Here is a 14,518-nt window from a genome sequence, read left to right as displayed (position 1 = left end):
CCGTTCTTGTATTCCTATTTTTCTTCAGAGGATGAAGAACTTTCTTCTTCAAAGCCTAAGGAAACGGAGTTTATGCAGTATCGCATTCCGGTTTCTGTTGGACCGTCATCAAAAACATGACCCAAGTGACCTCCACAGTTAGCACAAACAATTTCGGTGCGAACCATACCATGACTACTGTCGGGAATTTCAACGACTGTATTCGAGCTCAAAGCCTTGTCGAAGCTCGGCCAACCACAGTGCGAATCGAATTTGGCTTCGCTTGAGAACAACTCGGCGCCACATCCTGCGCAGGTGTAAATTCCGTTTTCAAAATGAAGATTGTACTCTCCAGTATGTGGTCGCTCTGTGCCTTTCTCTCTTAGAACTCTGTACTGAGCATCCGTTAAACTGGCTCTCCAGGCGCTATCGCTTTTCTCTACGTTATATCCCATTTCATTTGAAGTTGTGGCAGAAGCATGACCTCCATTCGATTTCTGCTCTTGCGCATTGCAGGCAACAAAGAAAGTCATCATTCCCAAAGTCAATATCTGTGTCAGTTTCATATTATTCGTATTAGTTGACGTGTAAGACGGCGAGATTGTTCATTCCTTTCATCTCACAGCATTCCTAATTTATACGAGAATCTTCCGCGATTGGTTTTATAACAGAACACAAATCTCGAAAGGAAGTTTAGGATGACCAGAGTGCTTCTGCAATACAAAGGGTCAATGACGATCGCTTTTCAACGTCCAGATTGCACCATTCTTCGTGGTCCATTTGTCCAAAGCTCCACTCTCCACTAAATCGTCTAGCTCCGCTTCTGCTTCGTTTCGGGGTGTGCCAGTGAGTACTGAAAATTCATTTGCAGTCAAGGATTCATATTTTGAAAAGACAGCATTCCAAGTTGGATCATACTCGGTTTTGGAAGCGTTGGGAAGCAACTTTAGGATTGCGTTTTCAAAGACGGAATAGGGTTTTGATCCATATACCATTTCTACACTTCCAAGAGTGTCCGAAAAGAACATGGTTGGAAAACCTCTAACGCCTAACTCTCTGCCCAATCTCAGATATTCTTCAAAGAGTTCTTTCGCTCTTCCACTGTAGTCTGCCTTGAATCGAGCAATATCAAGACCGACACTTGTCGCAGCTTGCTCTAGAAATTCCCATCGGGTTATGTTCTTTTTTTGGAGGAAAACCATCTCACGTATTTCTCGAAGAAATAAGAGGGCTTTTTCACCGTCTTGCATTTCTGCGGCTTTAAACGCGATGGAAGGTGGGTATGAAGAGGACAAAGGGTCTTCCAGCCAAAGATCACCGTCAATGGGCATATCGTAATAAACACTTACTTCATCCCAATGATGGGCCACATCAGAAGGTTTGCTAATTCCGCCACTGTTGTAACTCCAGTCGGGCAATAGCCCTCCCATTCTGTATTCAATGTCGATATAGTCTCCATACTCCAATTTTAACTTCCTCAATTGGGGTTCGATGCCCCAACAAGAAGAGCAAATGGGATCCGTGTAATAAATGATTTTAATCGGTTTGGTTTGGGCTTGTAGTGAACTGCTTTCGGCGGAGCTATCATTGCTGATTGGCATTTCACAAATTCCACTCTCTGGATCACAGATTAACGGATTGTTTTCATTCATAGTGTTTTGTGTTTGAGCTTGACAACCGGAGTTGATCAATAGGATGAACAGCGAAAGGAGTTGAAGTAATCTCATTTTTTGAACACTTATTTCAGTACAAGAAGCCTTATCAAATTCTGCCTCCTCGGTTGAAATTTGACTCCTTTTTTGAACTGTGATTTCTGTTTGACTTTAGATTAGGAATCGTACAAATCTAGCATTCCGATACTGTGTATATGCTATGGGTTTCCCTTTGGAAAGTGGTTTCCTCTTAGAAACTACAACCTGTTTATTTGTACGTTTGTGGGAAGGAAAGAATCGACTTCTATGAAAAAGAAAGCGAGTATAAACGCAACCCCCATCTGCCGCGTCAGGATGCAGGCCATTAGTGATGCCATGAGTCTTCTATCTGGAAAATGGAAATTCCATATTCTGGGAACCTTGATAGAAGGCAACACGTTGGGCTTTATGGATCTGATGCGTGAAATAGACGGTATCGGAACCAAAATGCTTTCCAAGGAACTTCAGGATTTAGAGATGAATAACCTGGTAAGTAGAACGGTGATGAATACCAAGCCGATAACGGTTCAATACTCCATCACCGAGTACGGGAAGACGCTTTCGCCCTTGATTGATGAACTGGCAAATTGGGGGAGTGTATATCGAAAGTCGGTTTTTGGAACGGAAGAGTAGAGGGGAGACCGTAGTAAAGGTGCGGAATCTGTCCCTTGGTATTAATTTGAAGTAAGGAACTCCACAACCGTATTCAGTACCGTTTCATCACTTAAAATTCTCCTGTGGCCCAATCCTTCAGTGAGTAAGAGCTTAGAGCCGCTCCATGTTTGATGCAGCGCTTCTGCCTGTTCGTATCCCACATCAATGTCTTGTTTGTCGTGAACAATGAGTCCTCGAATTCCTGATATTTCCGCAGCTCTTCTTCGTGGAGATAGCGCCTCTACATCTTCGTAGAAATGGGTTTCCAAGTGGTGCTCAATGTACTTCTTGTATCGATCATCCAATTGAAGTCGGGTGCAGAAATCATCAATAACATCTAGGATAGAAGAGGGAGCTCCTAGAATGACTAAATCTTTTACATCGAGACCTGTTGCCACTGCATTAAAGGCAGCAGCTCCACCGATGCTGTGAGCAAGGAGCGCATCAATTTGTCCAATGTGTTCTCCTGTGGCTTTTAAAGCGTCGGCAAATTGTAACATGTGCGTTCTCTTTCCAGGATTGTCACCGTGGGCAGGGGCGGTTACAGCTACGACCTTGTAACCAGCTTCCACCAAAACAGGGGCAAGAGCATACGCTTGAGACCCGCGTCCCGACCATCCGTGTATGAATACAGCTGTTTTACTTCCACTGCCGTAAGTGTGAAGTGTGGCTTGTCGTTTTCCAACAGGAATAACTTCCACTTTCGATTGCTCGATGAATGGAATTTCTCTCTTTGGAGTTTTAAACGGAATTGGCGTGAAGAATCGGTTGGTGATCTCTGCAGCGGCAAGTTTAAAGCTGAAAAACTCTAAGATCGAAACATACCTCAAATAGGCTTTGGGGATTTGAAAGCTGGGTGTGGCGTTCGAACTTATGTCGGCATTATTATTCATGCCTACAAAGGTGCGAAAAAGATGCTTAGAGTAACCTTTTGATTCCCAGAGTTGGAGCGTAGATGGAAACAAATGATCCCGGATCAAATGGCAATTCTTGTTGGGTGAAGTTAAACCCGAGAATTACAACCCAATTGGTAGACAACGCCTGCTGCCATTCAGCACCAATTTGTGTGGTTTGAAGAATGGAAACACTTTCTCCAGCACCCACTTGAATTCGTCGTGCATCAGGCGAGAAGCCTATGTTCGCCTTCACTGTCAACCAGCTTCTACTGTCATTCTTCAGGTACCGGCGGGCGAGAAAAGCTACGCTGACATCGGTACCATTGTCTTGGGGTGTGAGGAAAGGGCGAATGCTGAAAAAGTACTTGCTGTAGTAGTAGCTAAGTGATGCGGTGTACATGGTAACGGAGGCATCCGGACCAAAATAGAGGTTTCGAATACCAAGTGAGGCTTCAAATCGGTTCCCAACAGCAGAATAGATTTCTGCACCAAAGCGATGTTCAGGGAATACATTTTCGTTGGATGAATATCCGTAATTGAGATATCCGTACACGTTGTCGGTGATTCTTGGGTAGAGATCGATTTCTCCTTGAATGCCTGTTTCTCCAAATCGTGTAGCGCTATTGATGCGAATGATTCCCACTCCGTATTTAGTGCTTTGCCCTGCTTGAAGTGTGGTGTAGTACATGTTGTCGTACACGTCGCTGAAGAATTCTGCAGTACCGGTTAGGTCAACACTGTTATTCACTAATCGAAGGAGTGTACTTTGACGGAGTCGATCTGCTCTAGGGCCATACGCGCCGTCTAGGGCGTCCAAAGTGTGGCGATACTCTCGCAGTTGAAACAAGGCATTGGCCTTTCTGATTTTCATCTCATTTCTCGAGGTGGAATCCGAAACGCTAGTCAGTCCCGTTTCCATATCGGAAAGGGCCGTTTCATAGTTCTTTTGCCAGAGGTCAATATCTCCCAAAGCCACCCATGCAGCTCCAAATGTTGAATCGCGTTGAAGGGTAGCTTCGTAGTAGGCACGGGCGGTTGAATAATCTCCTTCCCAGGCATGAGTTCTACCTATATACACCCGAATGTCGTGATAATCCGGGTAGGCTTCCAGAGCGGGTTTCAAGATCTCGCGAGCCTCGCCGAACTCGCCAATTTCTACATGATGCTTTGCTACTAGGAAAAGGCTGTCGGCATTCACTTGCGCCCAGGCAAGAGGTGAAATTACAAGGAAAAGGACGGTGATGAATAGTCGATTCATGTAGTAAAGTATGGCGTAGCGTGCTGTCGAATATAATCAGGAAAAGCGAGACGGGGAGAAGTCCACGGAAGATTGTTAATAGTAATATTACGAACGATGAGTGTAGAATAAAACTTCGTTGTATTTTCCCCCTTGTGAAAATTGACCTGACCTTCACACTGTTATTAAGTCTCAGTCTATCCTTTAGTACTCACGCGCAAGAGTCATTTGATCAGAGACAATTAGATGTTTATTTCCATCCACAGCAGTGGGTGGCAGATACCTCTATGTCTAATTTTGAGGATGGATATTTGAAGTCTTTGGCGAATTATCTCATCGGAGATTTCGACTTATCAGAGCGGATATTAAAACGTGCAGCGGTAAACGACTCAACAGTTACACCTAGCCTACAAGTTTACCGATACCTATTACTTTGTAAAATCTATCGATCGAAAGGACAATATGTCTTTTCCCTCGATATGCTTTCCGAAGCGCTCTCTATTGCCACAGAAGAAGGCGATCCTCAATTGTTGAGCAAAGTGTATGTAGAATACATGGAGCAACTCCGTGCAACGCATCAATACGATGAAGCTCTCAATTACGTACCGCTCTTGCAGGAATTGGAGCCAGAAATGAATCCAGAAACCCGCATTCGATTTTGGCATCGGTATGCCGCGGTGCTTCTAGAAATGGGCAATCATGAATACGAGAAGTCGGATGAGCTCCTTCAGAAGGCCATTCGCTGGAGTGATAGTTTGAACCTCCCTTGGCACAGTGCGGCAGCGAACTTAGACTATGGATATGTTCATTACAACAACCGAGTAAATGGAAAGTATTACTTGGATCCGATGCAGTATTTCCGCAAGTCTTATCGACTCAATGATCAGCTTGGACATTTGGTAGATCGGACCAGTGCGTTGCACAACATGGCGAGGTACTATTTGTTGGATGAGAAATACGACAGCGCAGATTATTGCTTGTTGAAGATGCTTCGTCCAGCGGTGAGACACAATTGGGTGAGTGTTCAAGCAAATGTTTGGGATTCTCGAGGGGTAGTTTTTGAAGCTCAAGGAGATTACGATTCGGCACTGTTTGCCATCCGAAAGTATCACGACTTAAAGATGCTGGAGTATCGAGATAACAACAGTAATCTCATCGCGGAAATGTCCGCTAAATTAGGTGCAGTTTCCGCTCGAAACGCTTTACTTGAATCAGAAAACCAACGTTTCCAAACGTCACAGCTCTTAACGAAAGAATCCAGGATGAAGAAGATATTCATCGGAATGAATATTCTCTTGATCACCTTGATTGCTATCATTATTTACCTCTTCCTTCAACAAAAGAAGAACCTCAAAAAACTCACGGAGCAAGGGGTACAGATTGAACGAACCAATAACAGGTTAACCAAGACCTTGGAGCAGAAGGATATGATCTATCGCGAACTCCATCATCGCGTGAAGAACAACTTGGCCAATTTGAGTGGTCTTATCTATCTCCAAGAAAGATCGCTTGCATCGGAAGAGGCGAAGAGCGCACTCATGGAGACGAGAAACCGTATTCAGGCTATGTCTGTGATTCACGAAGGGTTGTATCAAACGGATGACATCGTTCAGATTCAACTTCAATCCTACTTTGAAGACCTCTTAATGCGATTATTGTCAGTTTATGAGGATGAGAAACTCAGAATTGATTGGGTGGTTGATTGTGAAGAAATGACACTTAGTATTGAGTCGGCCTTACCTCTGGCCATGATCATCAATGAACTTCTAACCAACTCTCTCAAGTATGCCTTCAAAGAGAACAGAAAGGGTGTGCTTCGAATTGAGGGAAGTATGGATGAAGTTGGAAATTGGTGGGTTTCTGTTACCGATGATGGCCCAGGGATACCTTCAACCTTTGATTTGGCAGCGAATAAAACTCTCGGCATGTCCTTAGTTCAAATTCTTTCAGAAGACATAGGAGCCTCTTTTGAATACGTCTATGAGAACCAGCTCTCTAGATCTATAGTTAGATATAATGGGAATGATGTACGCTAAGAGTCTCAGAATACTCATTGTTGAAGATGAGCGCATTGTTGCAGAATCCATAAAAGGGATGCTGTTAGACTTGGGGCATTTTCCGGTGGGAATTGCCAATTCAACTGCCAAGGCTGAAGAGTGGATTTACACGGGAGGCTTTGACTTGGCTATGCTTGATGTCAATCTCAAGAGTGGAGAAGAGGGAATTCACATTGCTAAATTGCTGTATGAGAAGCAGATTCCATTCTTCTTTTTAACGTCGTATTCCGATTCTTCTACCTTACAAAAAGCAAAAGCAGTACGTCCCGGAGCTTATGTGGTGAAACCATTTACAGAAAAGGATCTGTTTGTGGCCATTGAGATGACCACCATGGATTTGCACGCTGAATCTATGCCTTCTATTGTTGTAAGAAAGGGCAATGCCTATTCCCGAGTGAATGTGGATGAGATTCGCTTTGTGAAGGCTGAGAATATCTACACGGAACTTCACACAGCCGATAAGACTTGGCTGAAGCGCAGTTCACTCAAGGTTTTATTGGAGGAATTAGAGGATTCTAATTTCCTGCAAACTCATCGATCTTATGCCGTCAACTTGAATCATGTTACGGGGTGGTCTTCCAAGAGTTTGAGTGTAGGGGAGGTTGAAATCCCCGTGTCCAGACGTCATTGGGATGATATAAAGCACATTCTTGAAGATCGATTCCCTAAGTAGTTTTACGTAGGAATCTGCTCGATTTTCATTCACTTTTACCGCTAACAACATTTTTGTTACCGCTCACAACAGTTGTGTAGGGGGCGGGCATTCTCTGTCTACTTTTATGAAACCAAATGTCTCATTCTTTGAGATGAGTTGGATGGTCTAAACTAACCTAACCGGTCTCAGTAATCCTTCAGATAGAGTTTCTATCTGAAGGATTTTTCGAAAAAGACTCATCGATGTCTATTGATGTAGCAACCACTCTAACCTATTTTATTATGCGCAATTCTACCCGAATTATTCGAAAGGCACTGACGGTGTTTGTCGGCTTGCTTTTCTTTATGAGCTCGCATTCGTACGCGCAATGCGTAACGCCTCATGAAACGGCGATCAACTTACCCTTAGATGCCAATGGTACAGTCACTGTTACTATTGATGACTTGATGACAACGGACCCTAATAATTGTGGGCCTTTTTCATTTTATTCCGGTGCACTTATTACCGGTCAAACCACTTTTGATTGCTCCGATGTTGGTGGTACCTATTCGTTACAATACACGGTTGTGGATGCAGGAGGTGTTCTAACAAGGCCGTCGTCATCTTTTCGTTTCTCCCGTACTACCTCTATTACTATCACAGATCCCAATAGTGCATGTACCAATAATGTGCTTCCTGTGGCTAACTGTGTGTCGGCAACCGTATCAGCAGATCAGAATTGTCAAGTGAATGTGAGTGCTCAAGCATTCAACAATAGCTCATACGATCCTGATGGTGGTAGTGTTTCTATTAGCATTTCTCCCTCAGGTCCATTTGGTGTTGGAACTCACAACATCACCTTGAATGTTACGGATGACGAAGGGGGGACATCTTCTTGTACAACAACTTTAACGGTTGTAGACGGCAGTGGTCCAGCGATCACCCCACAAGACATTACGGTTTCTCTTGGCGCAAATGGACAAGCAGTGATTGTTCCTGCTGATGTCATGGCTGCATTTGGTGACAATTGTGATCCAAATCCTACCTATTCGCTTTCAAAATCTGTTTTTGATTGCAATGACTTAGCCAGTAATGTGGGCGCTGCAACTCCAGGTACACTTACCGGTACAATGACGGTTGACAATGAATTCACTTGGTACATTTCTACAGATGACAACGTACAAGGAACGGTAGTGACATCCGGTACCAATTGGAATTCATCCTATTCAGGTTCGGTAAATCTTGCTGCAGGTCAGACTTATTATATTCATATTAAAGCAACCGACCAAGGCGGACCAGAGTTTTTCCTGGGCAACTTTGCATTAACAGGAGGCTTCCAATTCGGAAACGGAACTCAAACCCTTCGTACGAATGTCTCAGATTGGAAAGTGAGCTCAACAGGTTGGGGCAACTACGTTAGTCCTTACTTTGTTGGAGACGCAGGAAATCAATCTCCTTGGAACGGTGCTACGGCTGGATATTCTCCGGCTCAGCTTATTTGGGAAGGTACTTGGAATACTACAGGTGGAGAGACCAAGTATTTTACAGCTCCAATCTATCCTGTTATTCCAGGTTCCAATGTAACCATTACTGGAACCGACAATGCAGGCAATGTAACGAATGTTAGTGCGAACGTATTCATAGAAGACAATCTCGCACCAATGGTGGTTACCAAGGATGCATATGTAAATCTAGATGCTTCTGGAAATGCATCCATCTCCGTAGCTGATGTTGATAATGGTAGTTCTGATAACTGTGGAATTGCGAGCATGTCCATTGATCAAACTCATTTTGATTGCAGTCATGTGGGGCAAGCCATTACCGTCACTCTTACTATTGAAGATGTGAATGGAAATATTAACACAGGTACAGCCAATGTATATGTTCTTGATTCTGTTCTTCCATCTGTTTCTGTGAACAACATTAGTGTTCAACTGGATGCCTTTGGACATGCCTCTATTACAGAAGATGACATCGATGCCGGTTCTACGGATGCTTGTGGCATTCTTTCTCGCTCTTTGAGTCAGTATAATTTCTCTTGTCAAGAGGCGGGAACAACGGTTCCTGTTGTATTGACGGTTACAGATGTGAATGGTCAGGTTGGATCAGCCACCGCTCAAGTAACGGTGAATGATGTTCTTCCTATCAATGCTAATGATGATACGTTTACGTTCAATGCAGGGCCAGGACAAACCTTTACGTTCTCTGTGGCTGATCTAGTAGGCAATGATGTTGATCCTTACGGCCAAACTCTTCAAGTTGACGGAGTTTCAGCGGCGAGTTCAGGAACACTCGTTGACAATTACGATGGAACTTTCACTTTCACGCCTTCAGGAACTTCGATTCAAACCGTAACGGCAACTTATGTGGTTAAGCGTGCGGATGGAACCACTGTATTTGCAGATAATGGACACTATTACCAGTTTGTAAGTGATCCAGGTATTACGTGGGACAATGCAAAAGCCGCTGCCGAAGGAATGACTTACAATGGTAAACAGGGTTATTTGGCTACCATCACTTCCATGTCTGAGGATGTATTTGCGAAAGCAAAGCTTCAAGGAGAAGGATGGATTGGTGCAAGTGATGTTGACAGTGAAGGTACTTGGAAATGGATGACTGGTCCAGAAGCGGGTACTGTATTCTGGAACAACGGTACGGTGAGTGGCCAGTTCCACAACTGGTATCCAGGTGAACCCAATAATGTTGGAGGCACCGAGCACTACGCTCATTACTGGGATATTGGTTATTGGAATGATTGGCCGAATAACGTAAGTGCCATCAAAGGATACATTGTAGAATATGGTGGAATGCCTGGTGATTGTCAAAACACGCCATCCACAGGTACGATCACATTCAATGTTATTGATGTAACTCCTCCAACCGTAGCGACACAAAATATCAACGTTTATGTTGATGCAAGTGGTCAAGCTAGCATTGCACCAGCAGATGTAGATAACAACTCTTCAGATGCAAGTGGAATTGCGAGCTTATCTCTAGATGTGACTTCATTTGATTGTAGTGACATAGGAGCAAATACGGTTACATTAACAGTTGTAGATAACAATGGTAACCCTGCAACAGGTACAGCGGTAGTCACCGTAAATGATACGATTTCGCCAATTGCAGTTGCAAGCAATACGACGGTTACACTGGATGTCTATGGTCAAGCTTCCATCACCGTTGCTGATATCGATGGTGGTTCCACCGACAACTGTGGAGTAGTAAGTACTTCACTTGATAAATCAACATTTGATTGTAATGATGGAGGAACTGTTGTTCCCGTGACGTTAACGGTTCTAGATGCGGCTGGAAATTCACATTCAGCGGTTGCTCAAGTGACAGTAGTTGATGTTCTTCCTATCAGTGCTAATGATGATTCGTTCACGTTTAATGCAAGCCCTGGACAATCGTTCACTTTCTCAGCTGCTGATCTAATTGGCAATGATGTAGATCCTTACGGTCAATCCCTTCAAGTAGATGCCGTTACAAATCCAAGTTCTGGTACTATCGTAGATAACTACAACGGAACGTTTACGTTTACACCTGCCAGTGCTGCGGGTCAAACAGTGACGGCTTCTTACGTAGTGAAGAGAGACGACGGAACCATTGTTTACAGTGGTAATGGTCACTTCTACGAGTTTGTTGCTTCGCCGGGTATTAGCTGGACACAAGCAAAAGCGGCGGCAGAGCAAAGAACGTATAACGGTATGCAAGGTTACTTGGTAACCGTAACATCCTCATCAGAGAATGAGTTTGTAAAAGGAAAGCTCAATGGTCAGGGATGGATGGGCGCAAGCGATGCTGCTCAAGAAGGTAACTGGAAATGGGTGACAGGTCCAGAGGCCGGAACTCAGTTCTACCAAGTGACGTACAATTACTTCTTCGGTTACCCAACTTCTATTTCTGGTGGTTATGCGGTGAATGGTATGTTCAACGGATGGACAGGTGCTGAACCTAACGATGCCGGTGGCAATGAAGATTATGCCCATTTCTGGGAAGATGGTAGATGGAATGACTTCCCGAATCAAGTGGGGTCAATTGCAGGGTACGTTGTTGAATACGGTGGAACAGCAGGCGATTGCAACACGGTTTCTACCTCTACTGCGAACATCACTTTCAATATTCAAGACGTTACACCGCCAAGTGTTGATGTGAAGAACATTACAGTGTACTTGGATGCCAATGGTCAGGCTTCTGTAACTCCATCCATGCTAATTAATAGCTCTTACGATGCGAGTGGAATTGCCAGTACTACTTTGAGCAGGTCTCAGTTTGATTGTAATACCGCAGGTCCACAAACTGTGTCTGTAACGGTAACCGATGTTCACGGTAATCAAACTCAAAAGCAATCCGTAGTAACTGTAGTTGATAATGCTGCGCCAACAGCTTCATTTGTAGGAGGTGCATTCTCATTGAATAGCAATCGTACAGTGACCATCAATCCATCCTCAGTGTTGTCGAATTTGAATGATAACTGTGGTATTCAAACGGTAGCCATTGTTGGTAGATCATCGTACAACTGTTCTGATGTTGATCAGACCATTACTATTACTGTTCGCATTACTGACAATTTTGGCAACACTACAGATTTGACCGGTCAGATTTCGATCAACGACCAGTTCAGCTTCTGTAATAACCCTCCAGTAGCTGTTTGCACGCCAGGTGTAGTTCCAGCAAATGCAAATTGTGAAGCACTTGTATTGGCTCAGGCGTTTAACGGCGGATCTTACGATCCAGATGGAGATCCAATTACATTGAGCATTTCTCCGGCTGGTCCGTTTGGACTAGGTACACATGCAGTTACACTCACGGTAACTGATGATGAAGGTGCGAGCAGCTCTTGTACAACTACATTAACGGTGCTCGATCAAACAGGTCCAGTAGTGGTAGCGCAAGGCATTACCGTTGCATTGGACGCTTCGGGTAGTGCGAGCATTACAACTTCAGATGTAGTCGCTTCAGCTACTGATAATTGTAGCGGAGTAACATTGAGCCTAGATCAAACTCAGTTTGATTGTAACTCCGTTCCAGCTGTAAACGGTTCAGGTGGTCCTGGTGTGTTGACATCAACATTGACCGTTGATAACACCTTTAACTTCTACATTTCTACCGATGATAACGTTCAAGGTACGTATGTAGGATCTGGAAGTAACTGGTCTATTCCTTACAACTTCACTTCAAACCTATCTGCAGGTCAGGATTACTACATCCATGTAGAAGCAACGGACGTAGGTGGACCAGAAATGTTCTTGGGTAAATTCCAGCTTTCTGGTGGATTCCAGTTTGCCAATGGAACTCAAACTCTCGTTACAAACGGAGCAGATTGGCAAGTGAGTTCTACGGGTTGGAACAATTACACGAATCCACTTTACCTCGGGAACATCGGGTTTGGTCCTTGGGGCTTCGGATTGTCTTCAATGGCTCCAGCTCAGTTTATCTGGCACGGAACGTACAACACCGGAGGAGGGGAAACCAAGTATTTCTCGGCTCCAATTTATGCGACAAGCACTGGATCAAACGTAACGATTACAGCTACGGATGCTGCGGGTAACGTGACGACCGCTACTGCGATTGTTGACGTAATTGACAACATGGCACCAGTGGTTGCAGTGAATCCTATCACTGTAGCGTTGGATGCAAATGGTCAAGCGAGTATTTCTGCATCTGATATTGATAACAACAGCTCAGATAACTGTGGCATTGTTTCGTACAGCCTCGATGTTTCTACATTCTCTTGTGCAGATGCAGGAACTGTTGTTCCAGTAACGATGACGGTAACCGATGCTTCTGGTAACAGCAGCTCTGCAACTTCTTCAGTAACTGTAATTGATAACACTGCTCCAACAGCGGTTGTAAATTCTGGTCTTGTTGTTCAATTGGATGCAAGCGGAAGTGGTTCAATTTCGGTAGCTGAGGTTGACGGTGGATCATACGACAACTGTGGAATTGTATCTGCAACCATCGACGTGAGTTCATTCGACTGTTCGAATGTGGGAACCCAATCAGTGGTTCTTACTCTAGTGGATGCTGCAGGTAATACATCCACGGCAACTGCTTCTGTTGAGGTGGTGGATGAAATCGCTCCAATTATTATTTGTCAAGATGTTATTGTAGATCTTCCTCAAGCAGGATCAGCATGGATCACTTATGCAGATGTATTCGCATCGGGATCGGATAACTGTGGAATTGCATCCTTGAGTGTTTCTCCTTCAAGCTTTGATTGTGGAGATGAAGGCGACAATGAGGTGACATTGACTGCGGTTGACGTGAATGGCAACATCAGTACTTGTACTGCTATTGTGACGGTTGTTAAGTCACCACTTGTTGTTGCAGAAGTCGTGTCTGATTACAATGGCTACGGAGTGAGCTGTAACGGTTCAGCGGACGGTTCTATCGACTTGACGGTTAGTGGAGCTTGTGAGCCTTACGCTTACGCTTGGAGCAACGGAGCATCTACACAAGATGTTAGTGGCTTGACTGCAGGAACTTACGACGTAGTGGTTACGGATGGCAATGGTGAGACTTACTCTTACAGCTATGTGCTTACCGAACCAACTCCTCTTGCTGCGTCAAAGGCAATGACTCCTTACCAATTGGTTGCTGGTCAGCTTGATAGTACTATCTTCTTAGGGTATGGTCCTCAGTCTGTGACTTTGGATGTTACTCCTACAGGAGGGGTTGCAGGGTACACCTATCAGTGGTTCCCATCAACAGGCCTTAGCGCAACCAACACTGCGTCGGTTACAGCAAGTCCACAAGTTGCTACCACATATACGGTAATTATAACGGATGCCAATGGTTGTTCCGTTCAACGCTCAATTCACGTGAACGTGGTTGATGCTCGTGATCCTAACAATCCAAACAAAGTTGTATTGTGTCACCTTCGCAGAAAGAAGAACGAGTACACTTGGGGTACTATCAGCGTAAGCTCAAATGCAGTTCCTGCACACCTGGGTCACGGCGATTACCTCGGACCATGTACAGACAATGCTAAAGTGGAGGACGATGATCACCTAGATCTTCACATGTTCCACACTGCACTATATCCTAACCCAACAGGAGACCTATCCACCTTGTCGATTCACGCTGGTGAAGATGTGGATGTTGTCATCTCTGTTTGCGATGCGAGAGGTGCAGTTATCGCTAATGTTTACTCTGGAAGTCTAACTTCTGAAATCGAATACGAGTTCAGCTTGAATTCTACTGAACTCCCTGCAGGTATGTACAACGTTATTGTACGTAGCTCTGCTGGAACAGAAACTATCCGCTGGGTAGTTGTTCGTTAAGCAATGTAGTAGTTAGCTTAGGACGAAATCCCCCTTGCGCTTCGTGAGGGGGATTTTTATTGGTTATACCTTTAGATATATACA

Annotated in this window: 8 protein-coding genes; 4 read left to right on the top strand and 4 right to left on the bottom strand. The window is 44.3% G+C overall.

The genetic code is table 11. The annotated features are described in order from the left end of the window. Window positions 1-14 precede the first annotated feature (14 nt). Together msrB and F8C82_RS06390 are read right to left on the bottom strand one after the other, a co-directional pair. Complete coding sequence (gene msrB, locus F8C82_RS06395) at window positions 15-545, bottom strand: peptide-methionine (R)-S-oxide reductase MsrB (RefSeq protein ID WP_151692716.1); 531 nt, start codon at window positions 543-545, stop codon at window positions 15-17. A 162-nt stretch (window positions 546-707) separates the two neighbouring features. After that, window positions 708-1,631, bottom strand: a complete 924-nt coding sequence (locus F8C82_RS06390) for a ClpXP adapter SpxH family protein (protein ID WP_151692932.1) — start codon at window positions 1,629-1,631, stop codon at window positions 708-710. A 306-nt stretch (window positions 1,632-1,937) separates the two neighbouring features. Between F8C82_RS06390 and F8C82_RS06385 the strand changes: the two genes are divergently transcribed. Then, window positions 1,938-2,303 carry a winged helix-turn-helix transcriptional regulator gene (locus tag F8C82_RS06385; protein WP_151692715.1) on the top strand — a complete coding sequence of 122 codons (366 nt, stop codon included), beginning with the start codon at window positions 1,938-1,940 and terminating at the stop codon, window positions 2,301-2,303. 41 nt (window positions 2,304-2,344) lie between these two features. On the opposite strand, the gene F8C82_RS06380 is transcribed toward F8C82_RS06385, so the two are convergent. Together F8C82_RS06380 and F8C82_RS06375 are read right to left on the bottom strand one after the other, a co-directional pair. Then, on the bottom strand, window positions 2,345-3,217 hold the full coding sequence (locus tag F8C82_RS06380) for an alpha/beta hydrolase (RefSeq protein ID WP_151692714.1): 873 nt from the start codon (window positions 3,215-3,217) through the stop codon (window positions 2,345-2,347). A gap of 25 nt (window positions 3,218-3,242) precedes the next feature. Then, a complete protein-coding gene (locus F8C82_RS06375) occupies window positions 3,243-4,478 on the bottom strand; it encodes a YaiO family outer membrane beta-barrel protein (RefSeq protein WP_151692713.1) in 1,236 nt (411 codons plus the stop codon). Window positions 4,479-4,612: 134 nt separating this feature from the next. On the opposite strand from F8C82_RS06375, the gene F8C82_RS06370 reads away from it, so the two are divergent. The 3 genes from F8C82_RS06370 to F8C82_RS06360 all read left to right on the top strand — a co-directional run bounded on the left by F8C82_RS06370 (window position 4,613) and on the right by F8C82_RS06360 (window position 14,434). Further along, a complete protein-coding gene (locus tag F8C82_RS06370; protein ID WP_151692712.1) occupies window positions 4,613-6,493 on the top strand; it encodes a sensor histidine kinase in 1,881 nt (626 codons plus the stop codon). After that, the gene (locus tag F8C82_RS06365) at window positions 6,480-7,187 is read left to right on the top strand and encodes a LytR/AlgR family response regulator transcription factor (protein WP_170266174.1); all 708 of its coding nucleotides are present in this window, start codon (window positions 6,480-6,482) and stop codon (window positions 7,185-7,187) included. The genes F8C82_RS06370 and F8C82_RS06365 overlap by 14 nt, the downstream gene beginning before the upstream one ends. Before the next feature lie 263 nt (window positions 7,188-7,450). After that, complete coding sequence (locus F8C82_RS06360; RefSeq protein WP_170266173.1) at window positions 7,451-14,434, top strand: cadherin-like domain-containing protein; 6,984 nt, start codon at window positions 7,451-7,453, stop codon at window positions 14,432-14,434. Window positions 14,435-14,518 lie beyond the last annotated feature (84 nt).

Source organism: Phaeocystidibacter marisrubri, assembly GCF_008933165.1.
Classification (GTDB): Bacteria; Bacteroidota; Bacteroidia; order Flavobacteriales; family Schleiferiaceae; genus Phaeocystidibacter; species Phaeocystidibacter marisrubri.
This window is presented reverse-complemented; position numbering and strand designations above follow the sequence as displayed.

Bases quoted from the DNA above. Each gene is read 5' to 3' on its own strand.
- msrB (WP_151692716.1), bottom strand. From the start codon at position 545: ATGAAACTGACACAGATATTGACTTTGGGAATGATGACTTTCTTTGTT.
- F8C82_RS06390 (WP_151692932.1), bottom strand. From the start codon at position 1,631: ATGAATGAAAACAATCCGTTAATCTGTGATCCAGAGAGTGGAATTTGT.
- F8C82_RS06385 (WP_151692715.1), top strand. From the start codon at position 1,938: ATGAAAAAGAAAGCGAGTATAAACGCAACCCCCATCTGCCGCGTCAGG.
- F8C82_RS06380 (WP_151692714.1), bottom strand. From the start codon at position 3,217: ATGAATAATAATGCCGACATAAGTTCGAACGCCACACCCAGCTTTCAA.
- F8C82_RS06375 (WP_151692713.1), bottom strand. From the start codon at position 4,478: ATGAATCGACTATTCATCACCGTCCTTTTCCTTGTAATTTCACCTCTT.
- F8C82_RS06365 (WP_170266174.1), top strand. From the start codon at position 6,480: ATGATGTACGCTAAGAGTCTCAGAATACTCATTGTTGAAGATGAGCGC.
- F8C82_RS06360 (WP_170266173.1), top strand. From the start codon at position 7,451: ATGCGCAATTCTACCCGAATTATTCGAAAGGCACTGACGGTGTTTGTC.